The sequence below is a fragment of the Actinomyces oris genome, assembly GCF_001937445.1.
In the GTDB taxonomy this organism is placed as follows: Bacteria; Actinomycetota; Actinomycetes; order Actinomycetales; family Actinomycetaceae; genus Actinomyces; species Actinomyces acetigenes.
Genome location: NZ_MSKS01000011.1, coordinates 37,460 through 54,077 on the forward strand (window position 1 = coordinate 37,460; position 16,618 = coordinate 54,077).

At 70.3% G+C, this 16,618-nt stretch carries 11 protein-coding genes and 1 pseudogene; 9 read left to right on the top strand and 3 right to left on the bottom strand.

Annotated elements, in window-relative coordinates; genetic code table 11:
- Positions 1-22: 22 nt before the first annotated feature.
- The 3 genes from BKH20_RS03735 to BKH20_RS03745 all read right to left on the bottom strand — a co-directional run bounded on the left by BKH20_RS03735 (position 23) and on the right by BKH20_RS03745 (position 2,553).
- Positions 23-508, bottom strand: a complete 486-nt coding sequence (locus BKH20_RS03735; protein ID WP_075389983.1) for a hypothetical protein — start codon at positions 506-508, stop codon at positions 23-25.
- A 139-nt stretch (positions 509-647) separates the two neighbouring features.
- Entirely contained in the window at positions 648-1,280 is a 633-nt protein-coding gene (locus tag BKH20_RS03740) for an amino-acid N-acetyltransferase (RefSeq protein ID WP_075389984.1), read from the bottom strand.
- 127 nt (positions 1,281-1,407) lie between these two features.
- Entirely contained in the window at positions 1,408-2,553 is a 1,146-nt protein-coding gene (locus tag BKH20_RS03745) for a sugar-binding transcriptional regulator (protein ID WP_075389985.1), read from the bottom strand.
- A gap of 377 nt (positions 2,554-2,930) precedes the next feature.
- Here BKH20_RS03745 and BKH20_RS03750 point away from each other — a divergent pair, with 377 nt between their 5' ends.
- From BKH20_RS03750 to BKH20_RS03795, 9 genes and pseudogenes are all read left to right on the top strand, one after another.
- Entirely contained in the window at positions 2,931-4,742 is a 1,812-nt protein-coding gene (locus BKH20_RS03750) for a glycerol-3-phosphate dehydrogenase/oxidase (protein WP_075389986.1), read from the top strand.
- 171 nt (positions 4,743-4,913) lie between these two features.
- Entirely contained in the window at positions 4,914-5,654 is a 741-nt protein-coding gene (locus tag BKH20_RS03755) for an MIP/aquaporin family protein (protein WP_070662921.1), read from the top strand.
- A gap of 61 nt (positions 5,655-5,715) precedes the next feature.
- Positions 5,716-7,263, top strand: a complete 1,548-nt coding sequence (gene glpK / locus BKH20_RS03760; protein ID WP_075389987.1) for a glycerol kinase GlpK — start codon at positions 5,716-5,718, stop codon at positions 7,261-7,263.
- Between the two features lie 234 nt (positions 7,264-7,497).
- Positions 7,498-9,570 (top strand): heavy metal translocating P-type ATPase, encoded by a 2,073-nt coding sequence (locus tag BKH20_RS03765; RefSeq protein ID WP_081381585.1) that lies wholly within the window; start codon positions 7,498-7,500, stop codon positions 9,568-9,570.
- Between the two features lie 277 nt (positions 9,571-9,847).
- The gene (locus BKH20_RS03770) at positions 9,848-11,557 is read left to right on the top strand and encodes an L-lactate permease (protein ID WP_075389988.1); all 1,710 of its coding nucleotides are present in this window, start codon (positions 9,848-9,850) and stop codon (positions 11,555-11,557) included.
- Between the two features lie 931 nt (positions 11,558-12,488).
- Positions 12,489-12,647: pseudogene (locus tag BKH20_RS03780) on the top strand (L-lactate permease); the annotation flags it as partial.
- 513 nt (positions 12,648-13,160) lie between these two features.
- The gene (locus BKH20_RS03785) at positions 13,161-13,991 is read left to right on the top strand and encodes a (Fe-S)-binding protein (protein WP_075389990.1); all 831 of its coding nucleotides are present in this window, start codon (positions 13,161-13,163) and stop codon (positions 13,989-13,991) included.
- Complete coding sequence (locus tag BKH20_RS03790; protein WP_075389991.1) at positions 13,988-15,721, top strand: LutB/LldF family L-lactate oxidation iron-sulfur protein; 1,734 nt, start codon at positions 13,988-13,990, stop codon at positions 15,719-15,721. Before BKH20_RS03785 ends, BKH20_RS03790 begins: the two co-directional genes overlap by 4 nt.
- Positions 15,721-16,371, top strand: coding sequence for a LutC/YkgG family protein (locus BKH20_RS03795; RefSeq protein ID WP_075389992.1), 651 nt, complete (start codon positions 15,721-15,723; stop codon positions 16,369-16,371). Before BKH20_RS03790 ends, BKH20_RS03795 begins: the two co-directional genes overlap by 1 nt.
- The last annotated feature ends 247 nt before the right edge of the window (positions 16,372-16,618 follow it).

Sequence of the window (16,618 nt, forward strand, 5' to 3'; positions counted from 1 at the left end):
GTCTCCTGGCCGCCCTCGGCGGCTATCTGCCACCGGTGAGACGGCGCAGCACCCTCACCCGCGGGGACCACGTCGCGGGACGGACGACCGTGCCCGTGGTCTCACGTTCGGCGTTGTCAAAGAGGTCCTCGACGACGGCATCGTGCAGGGGCTCAACCACGGCCGAGAACATGAGCCGCATGGCGCCACGGGTACGGCCGATGAGGACGTGGCGGATGCGGGTGCGTTTCTCGTCCAGGGCGTCGAGGCTCAGCTCGTGGGCACCGATGATCCCTGTTCGCGGACGGAAGGTGAACCGCACTCGCCGGCCGGGCTCGTACTCGCTGACGTAGTAGCGGATGGCTCCGTGGCCGCCGTCGGCTCCCAGCGCCAGTGGCCGGTCCAGGACCATCGGCGGCCAGTACCGCGAGGGCCAGAGTCGATCGTCCTTCTGCCCAAGCCCGTTGAGCAGGGCGCCCAGGGGCTCGAGCGAAGCGTTGATGACGCGTTCGTGAACGTTGCGGATCATGGGTGCTCCTCCACGGTTATCGCATGGCTGCCGCACAGTTGTCGGCTGCTTGTCCAACAGGATCGCACCCGACCATGAGATCACACGGGACCGCGGCCCGCCGCAGCGAAGCGCACCCGGCCCACCCAGGGCGATCAGCTCACAGGTGCAGGAGCATGCGGGCGTTGCCCAGGGTATTGGGCTTGACCCGGGCCAGGTCGAGGAACTCAGCCAGGCCGTCGTCGTGAGAGCGCAGCATCTCGGCGAAGACGTCCATACCCACCGGGGTGCCCTCGATGGGCACGAAGCCGTGGGCCCCGAAGAAGGGCTCCTCGAAGGTCAGGCAGAACACCCGCTTGAGCCCCATCTCCCGGGCCTGCGCGATGAGCTCACGCAGGATGGCCGAGCCCAGTCCGGTCCCCACGGCGTCGGGGTGGACGGCCAGGGTACGCACCTCGGCGAGGTCATCCCACATGACGTGCAACGCCCCACAGCCCACGATCCTGGGCTCGGCCGGCGCCTCTCCGCCGTCTGCCCCACCGGTCCCGGCGTCGCCGGGGATCTCCTCGGCGACGATGAACTCCTGGATGTCCTCGAAGTAGGAGATGAGGTCCTTGGAGACCAGGACGCGCCGCTCGGCGTAGGGACGCACCAGCTCAGCGATGGGGCGCACGTCCGCCGGGCGCGCCGGGCGCAGGACGCGGCGGGAGTCGTCGACCCCGTAGACCTCGGCCCGACGTGTCGTCCGGCCGGCGAGCAGGTGTTCATGTGTCATGACAGCAGTGCTGTTCATCGTTGTCCGCATTCAGTTAGGGCTCAGTTCTGGTCTTGGGCCCCGTGAGCCGGCGTTCCACCGGCGACGCCGGAGCCGCGAGCAGACCGCAGCGCGATCCGGGCCCACATCCTGCCACGTTCGCGGTTCATCGAGAACCGCCTCCCGTCTGGCCCCGGACCTCGGCGAGCTCCAGGACGGCGCGGGCGGTGGCGTCGTCGACGATGAGATCGGTGGCGGTCCGGGCGCGCAGCGCGGCCAGCAGGGCACGGGCCTTGCCGGTTCCCGCGGCCACGCACAGACGGCGCGGAATCCGGGCGAGCTGGGCGGGAGTCGGGCCGGTGGCCCGGGCGTTGAGGGTGACGTCGCGCCAGGAGCCGTCGGCACGCAGCAGGACGGTGCACACGTCCCCCACCACGTTCTGGCGGCGCAGGACGGCCTGGTCCCGGGCCGTGAGGTGGCCACCCTCATAGACCTGGGAGGGCAGGGCCCCGTTGAGGGCATCGAGGGCGCCGACGCCGAAGACGGCCAGGCTCGCGCGCCGCGCCACCGACAGGACCCGCTTGACCGAGCGCTCCGACCACATGGCCTCACGGGCGGCCACATGGTCGAAGAAGGCCGGCACCGGGAAGGAGATCGTGCGAGCCCCCAGCGACATGCGCATCTGGGAGAGCACCTCACCGGCGCTGGGCCCCTCACGCATGGGATCCGAGGCGCCGTTGAGCTGGACGACGGTCAGCCCCGGAACGGGCCGCGAGGGCAGGGCGGCGCTGACCTCCGACATGGTGGTGCCCCAGGCGACACCGACGACGACGCCTCCTGCGCCGACGTCCCGGCCCGCCCCGCCGGCCGCGCCGCGGTTCTCGCCCTCGGGGCCACCCGACTCAGGCGCACCGGCGCCTTCGGCCCCGCCCTGCTCGGCCAGGGCCCCGATGAGGTCGACCATGTGCGCGGCGGCGACGGAGGCGACCTGCTGGAGGCGGTGGATCTCCGTGGTGCCCTCGCGCACCGGGACGATATGCGTGCGGACCCCGAAGACCTGCGCCATCCGCCCCTCCAGGGAGCCGGCGCCACCGGGCTGGACCAGGCTGACCCGCACGACCCCCTCCTGGCGGGCACGCGCCAGGAGCCGGGAGACGGTGGAGCGGGACACCCCCAGGTGGTGGGCGATCACCTCCATCGTCTCGCCCTGGACGTAGTACATGGAGGCCGCCTCGTAGGCGCGCAGGAGGCCACCGGGGTCGGCGGTACTCGCCGCGCCCCCGACGGCGTCAGAAGCGGTTCTGCCAGTCACGTCATCCTCCTTCTCCTCTTATCGACGACGGCGGCGTTCCACACAGCCGTCCCGTGCGGCGGGAGGGCACGAGCCTCCCGGACACGACATCAGACGTCCCGGCGAGGAGGACTGTACGCACAGATCAGCGGACATTCTTGTGGATACCTCAAAAGCCGTCTGCACATTCGTGCACGCACCTTGCGCATTCTCCCACACGCGGCGGACAGTGGTGTCCGACACCACAGACGGGCCGTGCGAGCGCGACGGAACACGTCGAGCCCCGGCGCCGGAAGCCGGGCCCCGACCTGCATCCGACCCGGCACCCCGGTCAACGCCGACCGGCCCCGCACAGCCTCACCAGTTTCGACCTCACGACACGTAGGAGCCCAGGAGCCATGACCTCCACCCGCAAGCCCTCCTCCAAGAAGACCCCCTCCCGCAGCTCCGGCCCGGCCGGCCCCGCCGCCCCCTCCTACCCCGCACCCATCCAGGACACCGCGCTCAACGCCGCCCAGCGCGAGCGCGCACTGGAGGAGATGACCTCGGCCGAGGGCCTGGACGTCCTCGTCGTCGGCGGAGGCGTCACCGGCGCCGGCATCGCCCTGGACGCCGCGGCCCGCGGCCTGCGCACCGGCATCGTGGAGATGGGCGACTGGGCCTCGGGGACCTCCTCGTGGTCCTCCAAACTCGTCCACGGCGGCCTACGCTACCTCTACCAGCTCAACTTCGCCCTCGTGCACGAGGCCCTCACCGAGCGCGGCCGCCTGCTGAGCACCACCGCACCGCACCTGGTCAAGGCCCAGCCCTTCCTGTGGCCGCTCAAGCACCACTACGAGCGCTCCTACTCCGCCGTCGGCGTGGGCATGTACGACGCCCTGGCCCTGGCCGGCGCCCGCGGCCGCAAGACCGTGCCGATCCAGCGTCACCTGGGCCGCAAGGGCACCTCCGCCCTGGCCCCCTCCCTGGACACCAGCGGCCTGGCCGGCTCCATCCGCTTCTTCGACGCCCGGGTCGACGACGCCCGCCTGGTCATCGACCTGGTGCGCACCGCCGTCGGCCTGGGGGCGCTGGCCGCCAACCGCACGAAGGTCACCGGCTTCCTCACCGACGAGCGCGGCCACGTCCACGGTGCCCGCGTCACCGACCTGGCCACCGGCACCGACCACGAGATCCGGGCCAAGCGCACCATCAACGCCGCCGGCGTGTGGACCGAGGACGTCCAGGACCTGGCCACCGACGCGGGCGGCCTGAAGGTCCTGGCCTCCAAGGGCATCCACATCGTGGTCCCCAAGGAGGCCATCGACGCCGAGACCGGCGTCTTCCTGCGCACCGAGAAGTCCGTCCTGTTCATCATCCCCTGGCCCGAGTACTGGGTCATCGGCACCACCGACACCCCCTGGGACCTGGACGTCTCCAAGCCCGTGGCCACCGCCGCCGACGTCGACTACATCCTCGAGCACGCCAACTCCGTGCTGTCGCGGCCCATCACCCGCGATGACATCATCGGCGTCTACGCGGGCCTGCGCCCCCTGCTCCAGCCCAAGCTCAAGCCGGGCGCTCAGGCCGCCTCCACGAAGGTCTCCCGTGAGCACACGGTCACCCGGATCGCCCCGGGGCTGACCGCCATCGCCGGCGGTAAGCTGACCACCTACCGGGTCATGGCCTCCGACGCCGTCGACCACGCCCTGGGCGAGGCCCTGTCCCACGCCCACCCCTGCGCCACGCAGGAGCTGCCCCTGGTGGGTGCGGCCGGCTACCACGCCCTGGCCAAGCGGGCCGGGCGGATCGCCGGTGAGCGCGGCTGGACCCTGGAGAGGGTCACTCACCTGCTGGACCGCTACGGCGACGAGACCCCTGCCCTGTTGGAGGCCATCGACGCCGCCGATCCCGAGGAGCGTCTGGGCGAGCCGCTGGCGGAGGCCCCCACCTACCTGCGCGCCGAGGTCGTCTGGGCCGTCACCCACGAGGGCGCCGAGAGCCTCGACGACGTCCTGCTGCGCCGCGTGCGCCTGGACCTCTCGCACCGCGACCGGGGCCTGGCCGCCGCCGACGAGATCCTGGCGATCATGGCACCGCTGCTGAACTGGTCGGACAAGGACGTCGCCGCCCAGAAGGAGGCCTACGCTCAGCGCGTGGCCCAGATCGCGGCGGCCGAGGCCGAGCTGACCGACGCCGCCGCGGTGGCGCACATCACTGAGCCGATCTAGTCTCCTATGGGCCGAGCGGACCGCACCCGGTGCCGCTCGACCCACAGGCTCCCCGCGGTGCCCGCAGATTCCGGCGGAGGCGGGCACCGCGACCACCCAACCACCGCCGACGAACCGGACCTCGCAGTCCCGATTGAACCCGCACACCGTCGTGCAGAAAGAGAGCCGCACATGTCTGCGAGCCTGACCCAGATCTTCGCCTCGGAGGCCCTGGGGACATTCCTTCTCATCCTTCTGGGCTGCGGCGTCGTCGCCGGTGTCGCGCTGCCCGGCTCCAAGGCCAAGGACGGCGGCTGGATCGTCATCACCATGGCCTGGGGTCTGGCGGTCTTCGTGGGCGTCTACGCCGCCTACAAGACCGGCGCACACCTCAACCCGGCCGTCACCATCGGTCTGGCGGTCGCCGGACGGGACCTGGCCGAGGGAATCCCCGCCTCGGCGACCACCATCCTGGTTTACTTCGCCGCCCAGATGGTGGGCGCCATCCTGGGCGCCACCGCCGTGTGGCTGTCCTACAAGAAGCAGTTCGACCAGAAGGCCGACGCCGCCGCCAAGCTCGGCGTGTTCGCCACTGGCCCGGCGGTGCGCTCCTACGGATGGAACGTCGTGACCGAGGCCGTGGGCACCTTCGTGCTGCTGGCCTGGATCATCGCCTCGGGCAAGACCCCCTCGGGCCTGGGCCCGCTGGCCGTGGCCCTGGTCATCGTCGTCATCGGTCTGAGCCTGGGCGGCCCCACCGGCTACGCCATCAACCCGGCCCGTGACCTGGGCCCGCGCATCGCACACGCCCTCCTGCCGATCCCCGGCAAGGGCGACTCGGACTGGGCCTACTCCTGGGTCCCGGTCGTCGGCCCGATCATCGGCGCCGTCGCCGCCGGGCTCATCGTCCCCCACATCGCCGGACTGTTCTGAGCCCGGCTCCTCCCCTCATACACAGTCACAGCCCCTCACAACGCAGTGAAAGGACATTTCCTTGAGCCCCAACAGCACAGCTGACAGCGACGAGAAGAAGTACGTCCTGGCCATCGACCAGGGCACGACCTCCTCACGCGCCATCCTGTTCAACCACGACGGCGAGATCGTCGCCGTCGACCAGAAGGAGCACGAGCAGATCTTCCCGCGTGCCGGCTGGGTCGAGCACGACGCGAACGAGATCTGGGACAACATCCGCTCCGTCGTCGGCGAGGTGCTCGCCAAGGCACAGATCAACCGCCACGAGATCGCCTCGGTGGGCATCACCAACCAGCGTGAGAGCGCCGTCGTGTGGGACAAGAACACCGGCGAGCCCGTCTACAACGTCATCGTCTGGCAGGACACCCGCACCCAGAAGGTCTGCGACCGCCTGGCCGGCGAGGACGGCCCGGACAAGTACAAGGACCGCGTCGGCCTGGGACTGGCCACCTACTTCGCCGGCCCCAAGGTCGCCTGGATCCTGGAGAACGTCGCGGGCGCCCGCGAGCGCGCCGAGGCCGGCGACCTCCTCATGGGCACCATGGACACCTGGACGCTGTGGAACCTCACCGGCGGGGTCAACGGCGGGGTGCACGCCACGGACGTCACCAACGCCTCGCGCACGATGCTCATGAACATCGACACCCTGGACTGGAACCCCGAGATCTGCGCGGACATGGGCATCCCCGTCTCCATGCTCCCCGAGATCCGTCCCTCCTCGGGCGTCTTCGGATACGGCCGCAAGAACGGTCTGCTGGTGGACACCCCCATCAGCGGCATCCTCGGCGACCAGCAGGCGGCCACCTTCGGGCAGGCCTGCTTCGAGAAGGGCCAGGCCAAGAACACCTACGGCACCGGCTGCTTCATGCTCATGAACACGGGCACCACCCCGGTGCGCAGTGAGAACGGGCTGCTGACCACCGTGTGCTACCAGATCGGGGACGAGCCGGCCGTCTACGCCCTGGAGGGCTCGATCGCCGTGGCCGGCTCGCTGGTGCAGTGGCTGCGCGACAACCTGGGCATCATCGCCGACTCCAAGGACATCGAGGCCCTGGCCTCCAGCGTCGAGGACAACGGCGGGGCCTACTTCGTGCCGGCCTTCTCCGGACTGTTCGCCCCGCACTGGCGCCCTGACGCCCGCGGCGCCCTGGTGGGTCTGACCCGTTACGTCAACAAGGCGCACATCGCCCGGGCCGTGGAGGAGTCGACTGCCTACCAGACCCGCGAGGTCCTCGAGGCCATGAATGCCGACTCAGGGCAGGCCCTGACCGAGCTCAAGGTCGACGGCGGCATGACCCGCGACGAGCTGCTCATGCAGTTCCAGGCCGACCAGGTGGGTGTGCCCGTGGTGCGCCCGAAGGTCGCCGAGACCACGGCGCTGGGGGCCGCCTACGCCTCCGGTATCGCGGTGGGCTTCTGGTCGGGCACCCAGGACGTCATTGACAACTGGGCCGAGGACAAGCGCTGGGAGCCGACCATGGAGGAGGCCGAGCGCGAGCGGCTCTTCCGCAACTGGAACAAGGCCGTCCAGCGCACCCTGGACTGGGTCGATGAGGACGTGATCGAGTAGGGACCGCGTTCGGCAGAGCTCATGCGGTGGTCGCCGGCTTAGCCGCCGCCTGAGTTCCCAGTATCCCGGACGCCGCCGACGGGCCCGCCTCCCCACGGGCCCGTCGGCGGCGTCCTTGCGCGTCACTAGTCCTCTCATACACTGTCGAGCCGCTTGAATGGCCGGTAGATTCCTGGGTGGCGCTCCCCGGCCCGCCCCGGGGAGTCCTTCCCGTCCCCTGCGAGGAGTCCCTGTATGACGGCTCACCCACCCGCTGCCCACGTGTCCCCACCCGCCTCGGCACCATCGGCCTCGACGCCGGCACTGCCCGTCGATGCCTCCGACGAGCTCTCCGGTGCCGGCGGCACCACCGGTTCGGCCGGCGCCCCCGCGGGCGCACGGATTCTCGAGCAGATCGAGTGGGCCGACGTCGTGCGCATCGCGGCGGTGGGCCTGGCGGCGCTGGGTGCCTGTATCGCGGAAGCGGCGGGCACGCCCGGCTGGGTGGTGGGCGCCGTCGGGGCGGTGGTGCTGGCGGTGGGCTGTTGGCCGCTCCTGATCGAGGCGGCGGGCGACCTGCGCAAGCGGCGCATGAGCATGGAGCTCTCAATGCTGCTGGCCATCGTGGCGGCCGCCGCCATCGGCGAGTGGGTGACCGCCCTGGCCGTGACCGTCTTCGCGCTGTGCGCCGAGGTCCTGGAGGAGCTGTCCATGGATCGGGGGCGCGATGCCCTGACCGACCTCATGTCCTTCCTGCCGCAGACCGCGCGGGTGGTGGGAGCCCCCGAGGCCGCTGAGGCCGCTGATTCCGCCGAGTCCTCGCAGTCCTCCGGGGTCACTGAGGTCCCCCTGGACGAGGTGCGCCTGGGGCAGGTCATCGCCCTGAGTCCCGGGGGCCGGGTACCGGTCGACGGCGTCGTGCGCAGCGGCCGGGCCGACGTCGACCAGTCCCGGATCACCGGGGAGGCGCTGCCCGTGCCGGTCGGGCCGGGTGACCGGGTCCCGGCCGGCTCCATCACCCGCGGCGCCCTGGAGCTCGAGGTGGAGCGGGTCGGCGAGGAGTCCTCCTACGGGCGGATCGTGGCAGCGGTGCGTCACGCCCAGTCATCGCGCGCGCCGGTCCAGCGCCTGGCCGACCGGCTGGCGGCCCGCATCGTCTACCTGGCCCTGGCGGCGGCCCTGGTCACCTTCCTGGTCACCCGGGACGTGCGGGCCACGATCTCGGTCATCATCGTGGCCGGGGCCTGCGGGGTGGCCGCGGGCACTCCCCTGGCGGTTCTGGCGGCCATCGCCCGCGCCGCCCGCTGCGGGGCCTTCGTCAAGGACGGCACCCACCTGGAGCAGCTTTCCGCGGTGGACACGGTGGTGGTGGACAAGACCGGGACCCTCACCGTCGGGGAGCCCCGGGTCGTGAGCGTCCGCCCCACCGAGGCCGCCGCCGGGGAGGACGAGGTGCTGGCCCTGGCGGCCGCGGCGGAGTGGAACTCCGAGCACCCCATCGGCCGGGCCATCTACGCCGAGGCCGCCGTGCGCGACCTGACAGTGCCGGTGCCCGGCGACGTCGCCTACTCCCCCGGAGCCGGCGTGAGCACCCACGTCGAAGGGCGCCGGATCACCGTGGGGCGCTGCCGGGGGCAGGGGCACCAACCGGGGCGGGACACTGACGGCTGCGGCGACGAGGCCGCCGCGAGCACCGAGTCCGACCCGGAGGCGCCGTCGGCCACCTCAGTGGTGGAGGTGCGGGCCGACGGACAGCTCCTGGGTACCATCGCCCTGGCCGACAGGCTGCGCCAAGGCGCGGCCACCGCCGTGCGGGACCTGGGTGATATGGGCCTGGAGATCCTCATGCTCACCGGTGACTCGGCCGCCTCCGCGCGCCATGTGGCCGGTCTGCTCGGCCTGAGCGAGGAGCAGGTGCGCGCCGACCTGCTGCCCACCGACAAGGAGGAGGTCATCGACTCACTGCGCCTGGCGGGCAAGCGGGTGGCCATGGTAGGCGACGGCGTCAACGACGCCCCCGCCCTGGGCGCCGCCGACGTCGGCATCGCCATGGGCACCGGCACGGACGTGGCCCGCGAGGCCGGGGACGTGGTCCTCGTGGGCTCAGCCCCGGCCGACCTGGTCGAGACCGTGCGGGTGGCCCGCAGGGCCCGGCGCATCATCATGGTGAACTTCGTGGGCACAGTGGTGGTCGACGTCGTCGGCATGATCGCCGCCGGGCTGGGGCTGCTGGGGCCGGTGGCCGCGGCCCTCGTGCACGTCGTCTCCGAATCGGCCTTCATCCTCAACTCGGCCCGACTGGTGCCCCGCCGCACCCGCAGGCGCTGAGTCGGCCGGCCACCGACGCGGTCCACGACGTCGGCTCCTCGTGCGCCCGTCTTGGAGCACCATGACGCTCCGAGCTGCTCCGGGCGCCACACCGCACCAGCCCGCTTTCACCCGGAAGGCCGCGCGAAAACGGCACGTGGCCGCCTATATAGTGCACAACTCACCGTCTCCATGGCATGATCATTGGGCCTTAGTACCCAGGACGCAGCAGCGCGGCTGCCAGCCCGGCCCTGTTCGCGACCTGGACGACCCCATTAGTACTCACAGTGGAGTAGCCATGACGCCAGCCGTCCTGTCAGCCCTGCCGATGCATCCGGCACCGCTCGCCCCAGCCTTAGCGGGGCTGCCCGCCGCCTTCACGCCGTCGACCACCGCCGTGGGAGGTAATGTCTACCTCACCGCCGCCGTGGGTCTGCTGCCGCTGGTGGTGTTCTTCGTCCTCATGGGCGTGTTCAAGGTGGCCACCCACTGGTGCGCCATCATCTCCCTGGTGATCGCCGCCGTCACCGCGGTCACGCTGTTCCACATGCCGGTGGGCATGACGGTCATGAGCGCCACCCAGGGCATGGCGCTGGGATTCGTCCCGATCATCTACATCATCATCGCGGCCGTGTGGCTCTACAACCTCACTGACGTCTCGGGGCGCTCCAAGGACCTCAAGGCCGTGTTCAACGTGATCGGCAAGGGCGACATGCGCGCCCAGGCCCTCATCGTGGCCTTCTCCTTCTGCGGCCTGCTCGAGGGACTGGCCGGCTTCGGCGCCCCGGTGGCCATCGCCGCCGCCATGGTGGCGACCCTGGGCCTGCCCAAGCTCAAGGCGGCCGTCGTCGTCATGGTCGGTAACGCCATCAACGTGGGTTTCGGCGCCATGGCCATCCCCACCACGACCGCCGGCCAGCTCGGCAAGCAGGACCCGGTGAGCGTCGCCACCGCCATGGGGCACCTGACCTGGGTGTTCTGCGCCTTCATCCCGCTCCTGCTGCTGTTCATCCTCGACGGCGCGCGCGGCGTCAAGCAGCTGTGGCCGCTGGCGATCGTGGCGGGGCTGGCCACCGGGGTGGGTCACTTCTTCACCCCCTCGATCTCCTACGAGCTCACCGCCGTGCTGGCCTCCCTGCTGGGCCTGGCCGCCTCCTACATCTTGCTGCTGGTGTGGACCCCCACGACCCCTGACGAGTACCGCTCCCAGGTGGCCGCCGACGACGCCCCCGACCGCGAGCGCGTCATCCTGGCCCTGCTGCCCTACGTCCTGGTGGTGGTCATCATTGCCACGACCAAGCTGTGGACCCTGGGCGTCAACCTCGACAAGGCCTTCAAGGCCACCGACCTGCCACTGAAGTGGCCCGGCGTGTACGGCCAGCTCCTCAACGCCAAGGGCGAGGCCTCCAAGAGCGCCATCTACACGCTTCAGACCCTGTCCAACCCGGGCACCTGGATCTTCCTGACCGCCATCATCGTCACCTTCATCTACGCGGCGCGCTCGGTGCCGGGCAAGTTCGAGATGAGCGTGGGCAAGGGCTTCGCCACGCTGGCCAAGACCTGCTACACGCTGCGCATGGCGATCCTGACGATCGCGGCCGTCATGGCCCTGGCCTACGTCATGAACTTCTCCGGCCAGACCTCCGCGATCGGTGCGGCCCTGGCCGCCACGGGCGCCGCCTACGCCTTCCTCTCCCCGGCCCTGGGCTGGGTGGGGACCGCCGTGGCCGGCTCGGCGACGAGCGCGGGCGCCCTTTTCGCCAACCTGCAGGCCACCGCCGCCCAAGGGGCCGGCCTCGACCCGAAGATCCTGCTGGCCGCCAACACCATCGGTGGCGGGCTGGGCAAGATCGTCTCCCCGCAGAACCTGGCCATCGCCTCGACCGCGGTGGACGCCCCCGGCACGGACGCCGAGATCCTCAAGAAGGCGGCGCCCTACTCCATCGGGCTGCTGCTGGTGCTGGGCACGCTCGTGTTCCTGGCCTCCCAGGTGGGGCTGGGCATCTGAGGCCACCGGAGCCTGGCTCTCACCTGCGGCGCCCCCGGATCCTTCGCGGTTCCGGGGGCGCCGTGCGCGCACCCGCGCCTGCGGCGTCGGATCGGGGACGTCCTTCCCACCCGAGGACTGCGTCCTCCCACCGACGACTGCGCCCCAGCGCGCGCATTGTGGAGGCAAACGCAGTCCTCGCCGCGAAAGTACGTTCTCGATGTCGGTGGCAGCGGCAGCAACAGCCACGGACAGTTCGAGGTCGACGCCTGGCCCCTCGCCTGAACCCAGCATGGTCCACGGACGTCGCGGGCAGTTCTGTGTGAGGAACCGATTCTCCTTCGCGGGCGCTCCTGATGAGTCTCATCGCGCTGTGGACAGGGCGGAGCGGCGCCAGTCATAATGGCAGGGAGCCACCCGGGTGCTAGCCGGGCGACTCCCCTAGCAAGCAGTCAGCCTCAGCTGAACCACTTGCTCAGGGCATTCACCAGGACACCGACGGCCCGGATCAGGCGAGCGATAGAGGTCAAAGCTTCGCTCACCTTCCGGGCCGTTACCTTGCCCCGGCGGACTTTCGCGTTCCGGCCTTTCGGCTTGGACACGGCCCTCACCTCCTTCCCAGCTCCTCTCCTCCCCGGCCAGGACACTGCAAACGTTCCGGGGGAAGGAGCCGAAGGGAGGCGCCCCAATCATGCCAACCGGCACTGACGTCCTGAGCTCGGCCCTACCGCAGTTGCGGGCCGCGTACCTGCACATTCCCTCTGGGTCTCGTGCATCTCACGCAGTCGCCGACGTCCTCGCGGGCATCGCAGGTCCTACAGACCGCGCAGTACCAGGCCCGGCCCTGATCGCAGCCGGCCGATCACGCCGTCGGGCCCCGTCGGTGGAGCGTTGAGCAGGTCGAGGGCCAGCCCGTTGACGAGGGCCGTCACCAGGTGTGGCCCTGGCGGCCACGGGTGCCCTGTTCGCCAACCTGCAGGCCACCGCCGCCCAAGGGGCCGGCCTCGACCCGAAGATCCTGCTGGCCGCCAACACCATCGGAGGCGGCCTGGGCAAGATCGTCTCCCCACAGAACCTGGCCATCGCCTCAACCGCGGTGGACGCCCCCGGGTTCTTCGCGATTCCGGGGGCGCCGTGCGTGTAACCGCGCCAGCGGCGTCGGATCGAGGACGTCCTTCCCACCCGAGGACTGCGTTCTCCCACCGACGACTGCGCCCCAGCACTCACATTCTGGCGGCAAGCGCAGTCCTCGCCGCGAAAGTACGTCCTCGCGGTGAAGGTGCTCTCGACGGCGTCGGCCACGCTCCCGCCGAGGCATCCCCGACCCCCACCACGGATAAGGGCAGTGATGCATGACGCAATCTACATCTAGGACTTACCTCCCACACGCCGAGGGCGTCCCCCGCCCAGCTCACCTTGACCCCACGCAGATCCGCACCGCTTCAAGGGAAAACCCACCTCCGAGAGCGGAACCAACCGACCGGGAGAGCGTCGTCGTCAGATGAGTGCCACCTCCGGGCCGTAGCCTGAGGCGCAGCCGAGGCCGCATCACGTCCTGCTACGACGCAGGTGAGTCAGGGCGGTCCTCGTGACAGTCTCAGCTACGACGTCGTGGAGGCATATCGTGCGAATCGCCCTTTTCGCCACCTGTCTTGCGGACACCATGTTCCCGCAGGCAGCACAGGCAACCGTCACCATCCTGGAGAGGCTCGGCCACCAGGTCTGCTTCCCCGAGGGACAGGTCTGCTGCGGCCAGATGCACGCCAACACCGGCTACTTCAAGCAGGCCGCCAAGATCACCCGCAACCACGTGGAGACCTTCTCCCCCGTGCTCGACGGCGAGTGGGACGCCATCGTCATCCCCTCGGGCTCGTGCACCGGCGCGGCCCGTCACGAGCAGGGGCTCGTGGCCGAGCACGTGGGTGACACGGCCCTGGCCAAGCGGGTCGAGCAGATCGCCGCACACACCTACGACCTCACCGAGCTGCTCATCGACGTCCTGGGCACCGAGGACGTGGGCGCCTACTTCCCCCACACGGTCACCTACCACCCCACCTGCCACTCGCTGCGCATCGCCAAGGTCGCCGACCGCCCCTACCGCCTCCTCAAGGCCGTCGAGGCCCTCACCCTCATCGACCTGCCCGACGCCGAGGTCTGCTGCGGGTTCGGCGGCACCTTCTCCATGAAGAACTCCGAGACCTCCACCGCGATGCTCGCCGACAAGATGAGCAACGTGATGTCCACGCGCGCCGAGGTCCTGTGCGCCGGCGACTACTCCTGCCTCATGCACATCGGCGGTGGCCTGTCCCGCGTCAACTCCGGGGTGCGCATCATGCACCTGGCCGAGATCCTGGCCTCCACCAAGGACGCGCCCTTCGAAGGCAACATCTCCTTCGCCCCCAGGCACGTCCAGCACACCGGTAACTCTCAGCACACACAGGCGGTGGCACGATGACACAGGTATTTCTCGGCATGCCCCACACGGGCGGGTGGCGCACCGAGGTCGAGCAGCCCGAGGACACGCTGCGCTGGGGGCCCACCTTCCCCGAGGGCGCGCACAAGACGCTGGCCAACACCCAGATGCGCCGCAACCTGGGTCACGCCACGCGTACCATCCGCTCCAAGCGCGCCCAGCGCGTGGCCGAGATGCCCGACTGGGAGGACCTGCGCAACGCCGCCGAGGCCGTCAAGTTCGAGGTGGCCTCGCGCCTGCCCGAGCTGCTGGAGCAGTTCGAGGCCAACGTGACCGCCCGCGGCGGCATCGTCCACTGGGCGCGTGACGCCGCCGAGGCCAACCGGATCATCACCGACATCATCGCCTCCAAGGGCGTCGACGACATCGTCAAGGTCAAGTCGATGGCCACCCAGGAGACGAACCTCAACGAGTACCTGGCTGACCGGGGCATCACCGCCCACGAGACGGACCTGGCCGAGATGATCGTCCAGCTGGCCGATGACATGCCCTCGCACATTGTGGTCCCCGCCATCCACCGCAACCGCTCCGAGGTGCGCGGCATCTTCCTGGACCGCATGGAGGACGCCCCCGCGGATCTGTCCGACGACCCCAAGGAGCTCACGGCCGCGGCCCGCTCGCACCTGCGCAACAAGTTCCTGCACGCCTCGGTGGCCGTCTCCGGCACCAACATGGGCGTGGCAGAGACCGGCACGGTCTCCATCTTCGAGTCCGAGGGCAACGGGCGCATGTGCCTGACCCTGCCGGACACGCTCATCACCCTCATGGGGATCGAGAAGCTGGTGCCCCGGTTCCAGGACGTGGAGATCTTCTCCCAGCTCCTGCCGCGCTCGGCCACCGGTGAGCGCATGAACCCCTACACCTCCATGTGGACGGGCGTCACCGAGGGCGACGGCCCCAAGGAGTTCCACCTGGTGCTCATGGACAACGGGCGCACCAAGACCCTGGCCGACCCGGTGGGCCGCCAGGCCCTGGCCTGCATCCGCTGCGGGTCGTGCATGAACATCTGCCCCGTCTACCAGCACACCGGTGGACACGCCTACGGCTCGGTCTACCCCGGCCCGATCGGCTCGATCATCACCCCTCAGCTCACGCAGGGGCTGGCCGACGACGACCCGGTCCACACCCTGCCCTTCGCCTCCTCCCTGTGCGGGGCCTGCGGTGAGGTGTGCCCGGTCAAGATCGACATCCCCACGATCCTGGTCCACCTGCGGGCCCGCTCCGTGGACGTCAAGCGCCGCATGGTGCCGGACGTGTGGGACGTGGCCATGAACGTCTCGGCCCCGGTGATGTCGAAGAGCTCGCTGTGGGAGGCCGCCTCGCAGACGGTCAAGGCCTCGGCGCTGCTGGGCGGCAAGGACGGCAAGATCGGCGCCCTGCCCTTCCCGGCCTCCCTGTGGACCGGGGCGCGAGACCTTCCGGTGGCCCCCTCGGAGACCTTCCGCCAGTGGTGGAGGCGCACCCACCCCGAGGGCGAGACCCCTCTGAGCCAGGTCGCCGGCGCCCAGACCGGCCGCGGTCACGCGGACGGCTTCCCGGCCGATGCGCCGCCGTCTTCCGGAAAGCCGGTGTCCGGCAGCGCGAGCGCCGACGGCGAGCCCACCCCGGCCGCGCTGGACGCACGCTCGGCCATCAACAACCCTGAGCCGATCGCCCCGAAGGCATCCGCCCCCCAGGCCCCGGCCGGCTCGACCAGCGAGGAGGAGCTGTGATGGATGCGAAGTCCGCGATCCTGGCCCGCGCCCGCGACGCGATCTCGCGGTCCCAGACCCGACCGGTGGGGCCGATCCCGCGCAACTACATCCGCTCCGGGGACAATCCCCCCGGCTCCAAGCCCGTGGTTGACGAGATGATCGAGAAGCTCGAGGACTACTCGGCCGAGGTCATCGTCGCCCCCAAGGACGCGGCGATCCTGGATGCCATCGATGAGCTGCTCGGTGAGGCGCGCTCCGTCGTCGTCCCCGCCGGACTGCCTGAGTCCTACAAGGAGGCGGCGGCCCGCAACGGCCGCACCGTGGTGGAGGACTCCCGTCAGGAGGCCATCGCCACCCTCGACCTCAATGAGATCGACGCCGTGCTGACCTGCTCGCGTGTGGGCATCTCGATCTCGGGGACGATCATCCTCGACGGCGAGCCGGACCAGGGCCGCCGAGCCATCTCGCTGGTGCCGGACAAGCACGTCGTGGTCCTGGAGCGCGAGTCGATCATGCCGACGGTGCCGCAGGCCGTTGACGTCCTGGGCAAGCACCCCACGCGCCCGATGACGTGGATCGCCGGCGGCTCGGCCACCAGCGACATCGAGCTGGTGCGCGTCAACGGCGTGCACGGCCCGCGCAACCTGCGCGTCGTCATCGCCCACTGAGGTTCATCAAGCCCGCCCACACTCCGCGTCGCCCGATTGCTCACTGCTCGGGCGGCGCGGAGCCCTGTCGGCTCTTCCCTGCCCCCGCAAGGATGTCGGCGAGCTGAGGCGGGGAGCAGGACGGGCGGGTGAAGCCGCTCGGGGCAGACGCACATCAGTTTTCCATGAAGGAGTAGTTGACTGAAGGCCACTGGTGGCAGCGCGGAAAGGACCTCTTCTTGACCATCTCACTGACTGAGTCGCCCCT

Bases quoted from the DNA above. Each gene is read 5' to 3' on its own strand.
- BKH20_RS03735 (WP_075389983.1), bottom strand. From the start codon at position 508: ATGATCCGCAACGTTCACGAACGCGTCATCAACGCTTCGCTCGAGCCC.
- BKH20_RS03740 (WP_075389984.1), bottom strand. From the start codon at position 1,280: ATGAACAGCACTGCTGTCATGACACATGAACACCTGCTCGCCGGCCGG.
- BKH20_RS03750 (WP_075389986.1), top strand. From the start codon at position 2,931: ATGACCTCCACCCGCAAGCCCTCCTCCAAGAAGACCCCCTCCCGCAGC.
- BKH20_RS03755 (WP_070662921.1), top strand. From the start codon at position 4,914: ATGTCTGCGAGCCTGACCCAGATCTTCGCCTCGGAGGCCCTGGGGACA.
- BKH20_RS03765 (WP_081381585.1), top strand. From the start codon at position 7,498: ATGACGGCTCACCCACCCGCTGCCCACGTGTCCCCACCCGCCTCGGCA.
- BKH20_RS03770 (WP_075389988.1), top strand. From the start codon at position 9,848: ATGACGCCAGCCGTCCTGTCAGCCCTGCCGATGCATCCGGCACCGCTC.
- BKH20_RS03790 (WP_075389991.1), top strand. From the start codon at position 13,988: ATGACACAGGTATTTCTCGGCATGCCCCACACGGGCGGGTGGCGCACC.
- BKH20_RS03795 (WP_075389992.1), top strand. From the start codon at position 15,721: ATGGATGCGAAGTCCGCGATCCTGGCCCGCGCCCGCGACGCGATCTCG.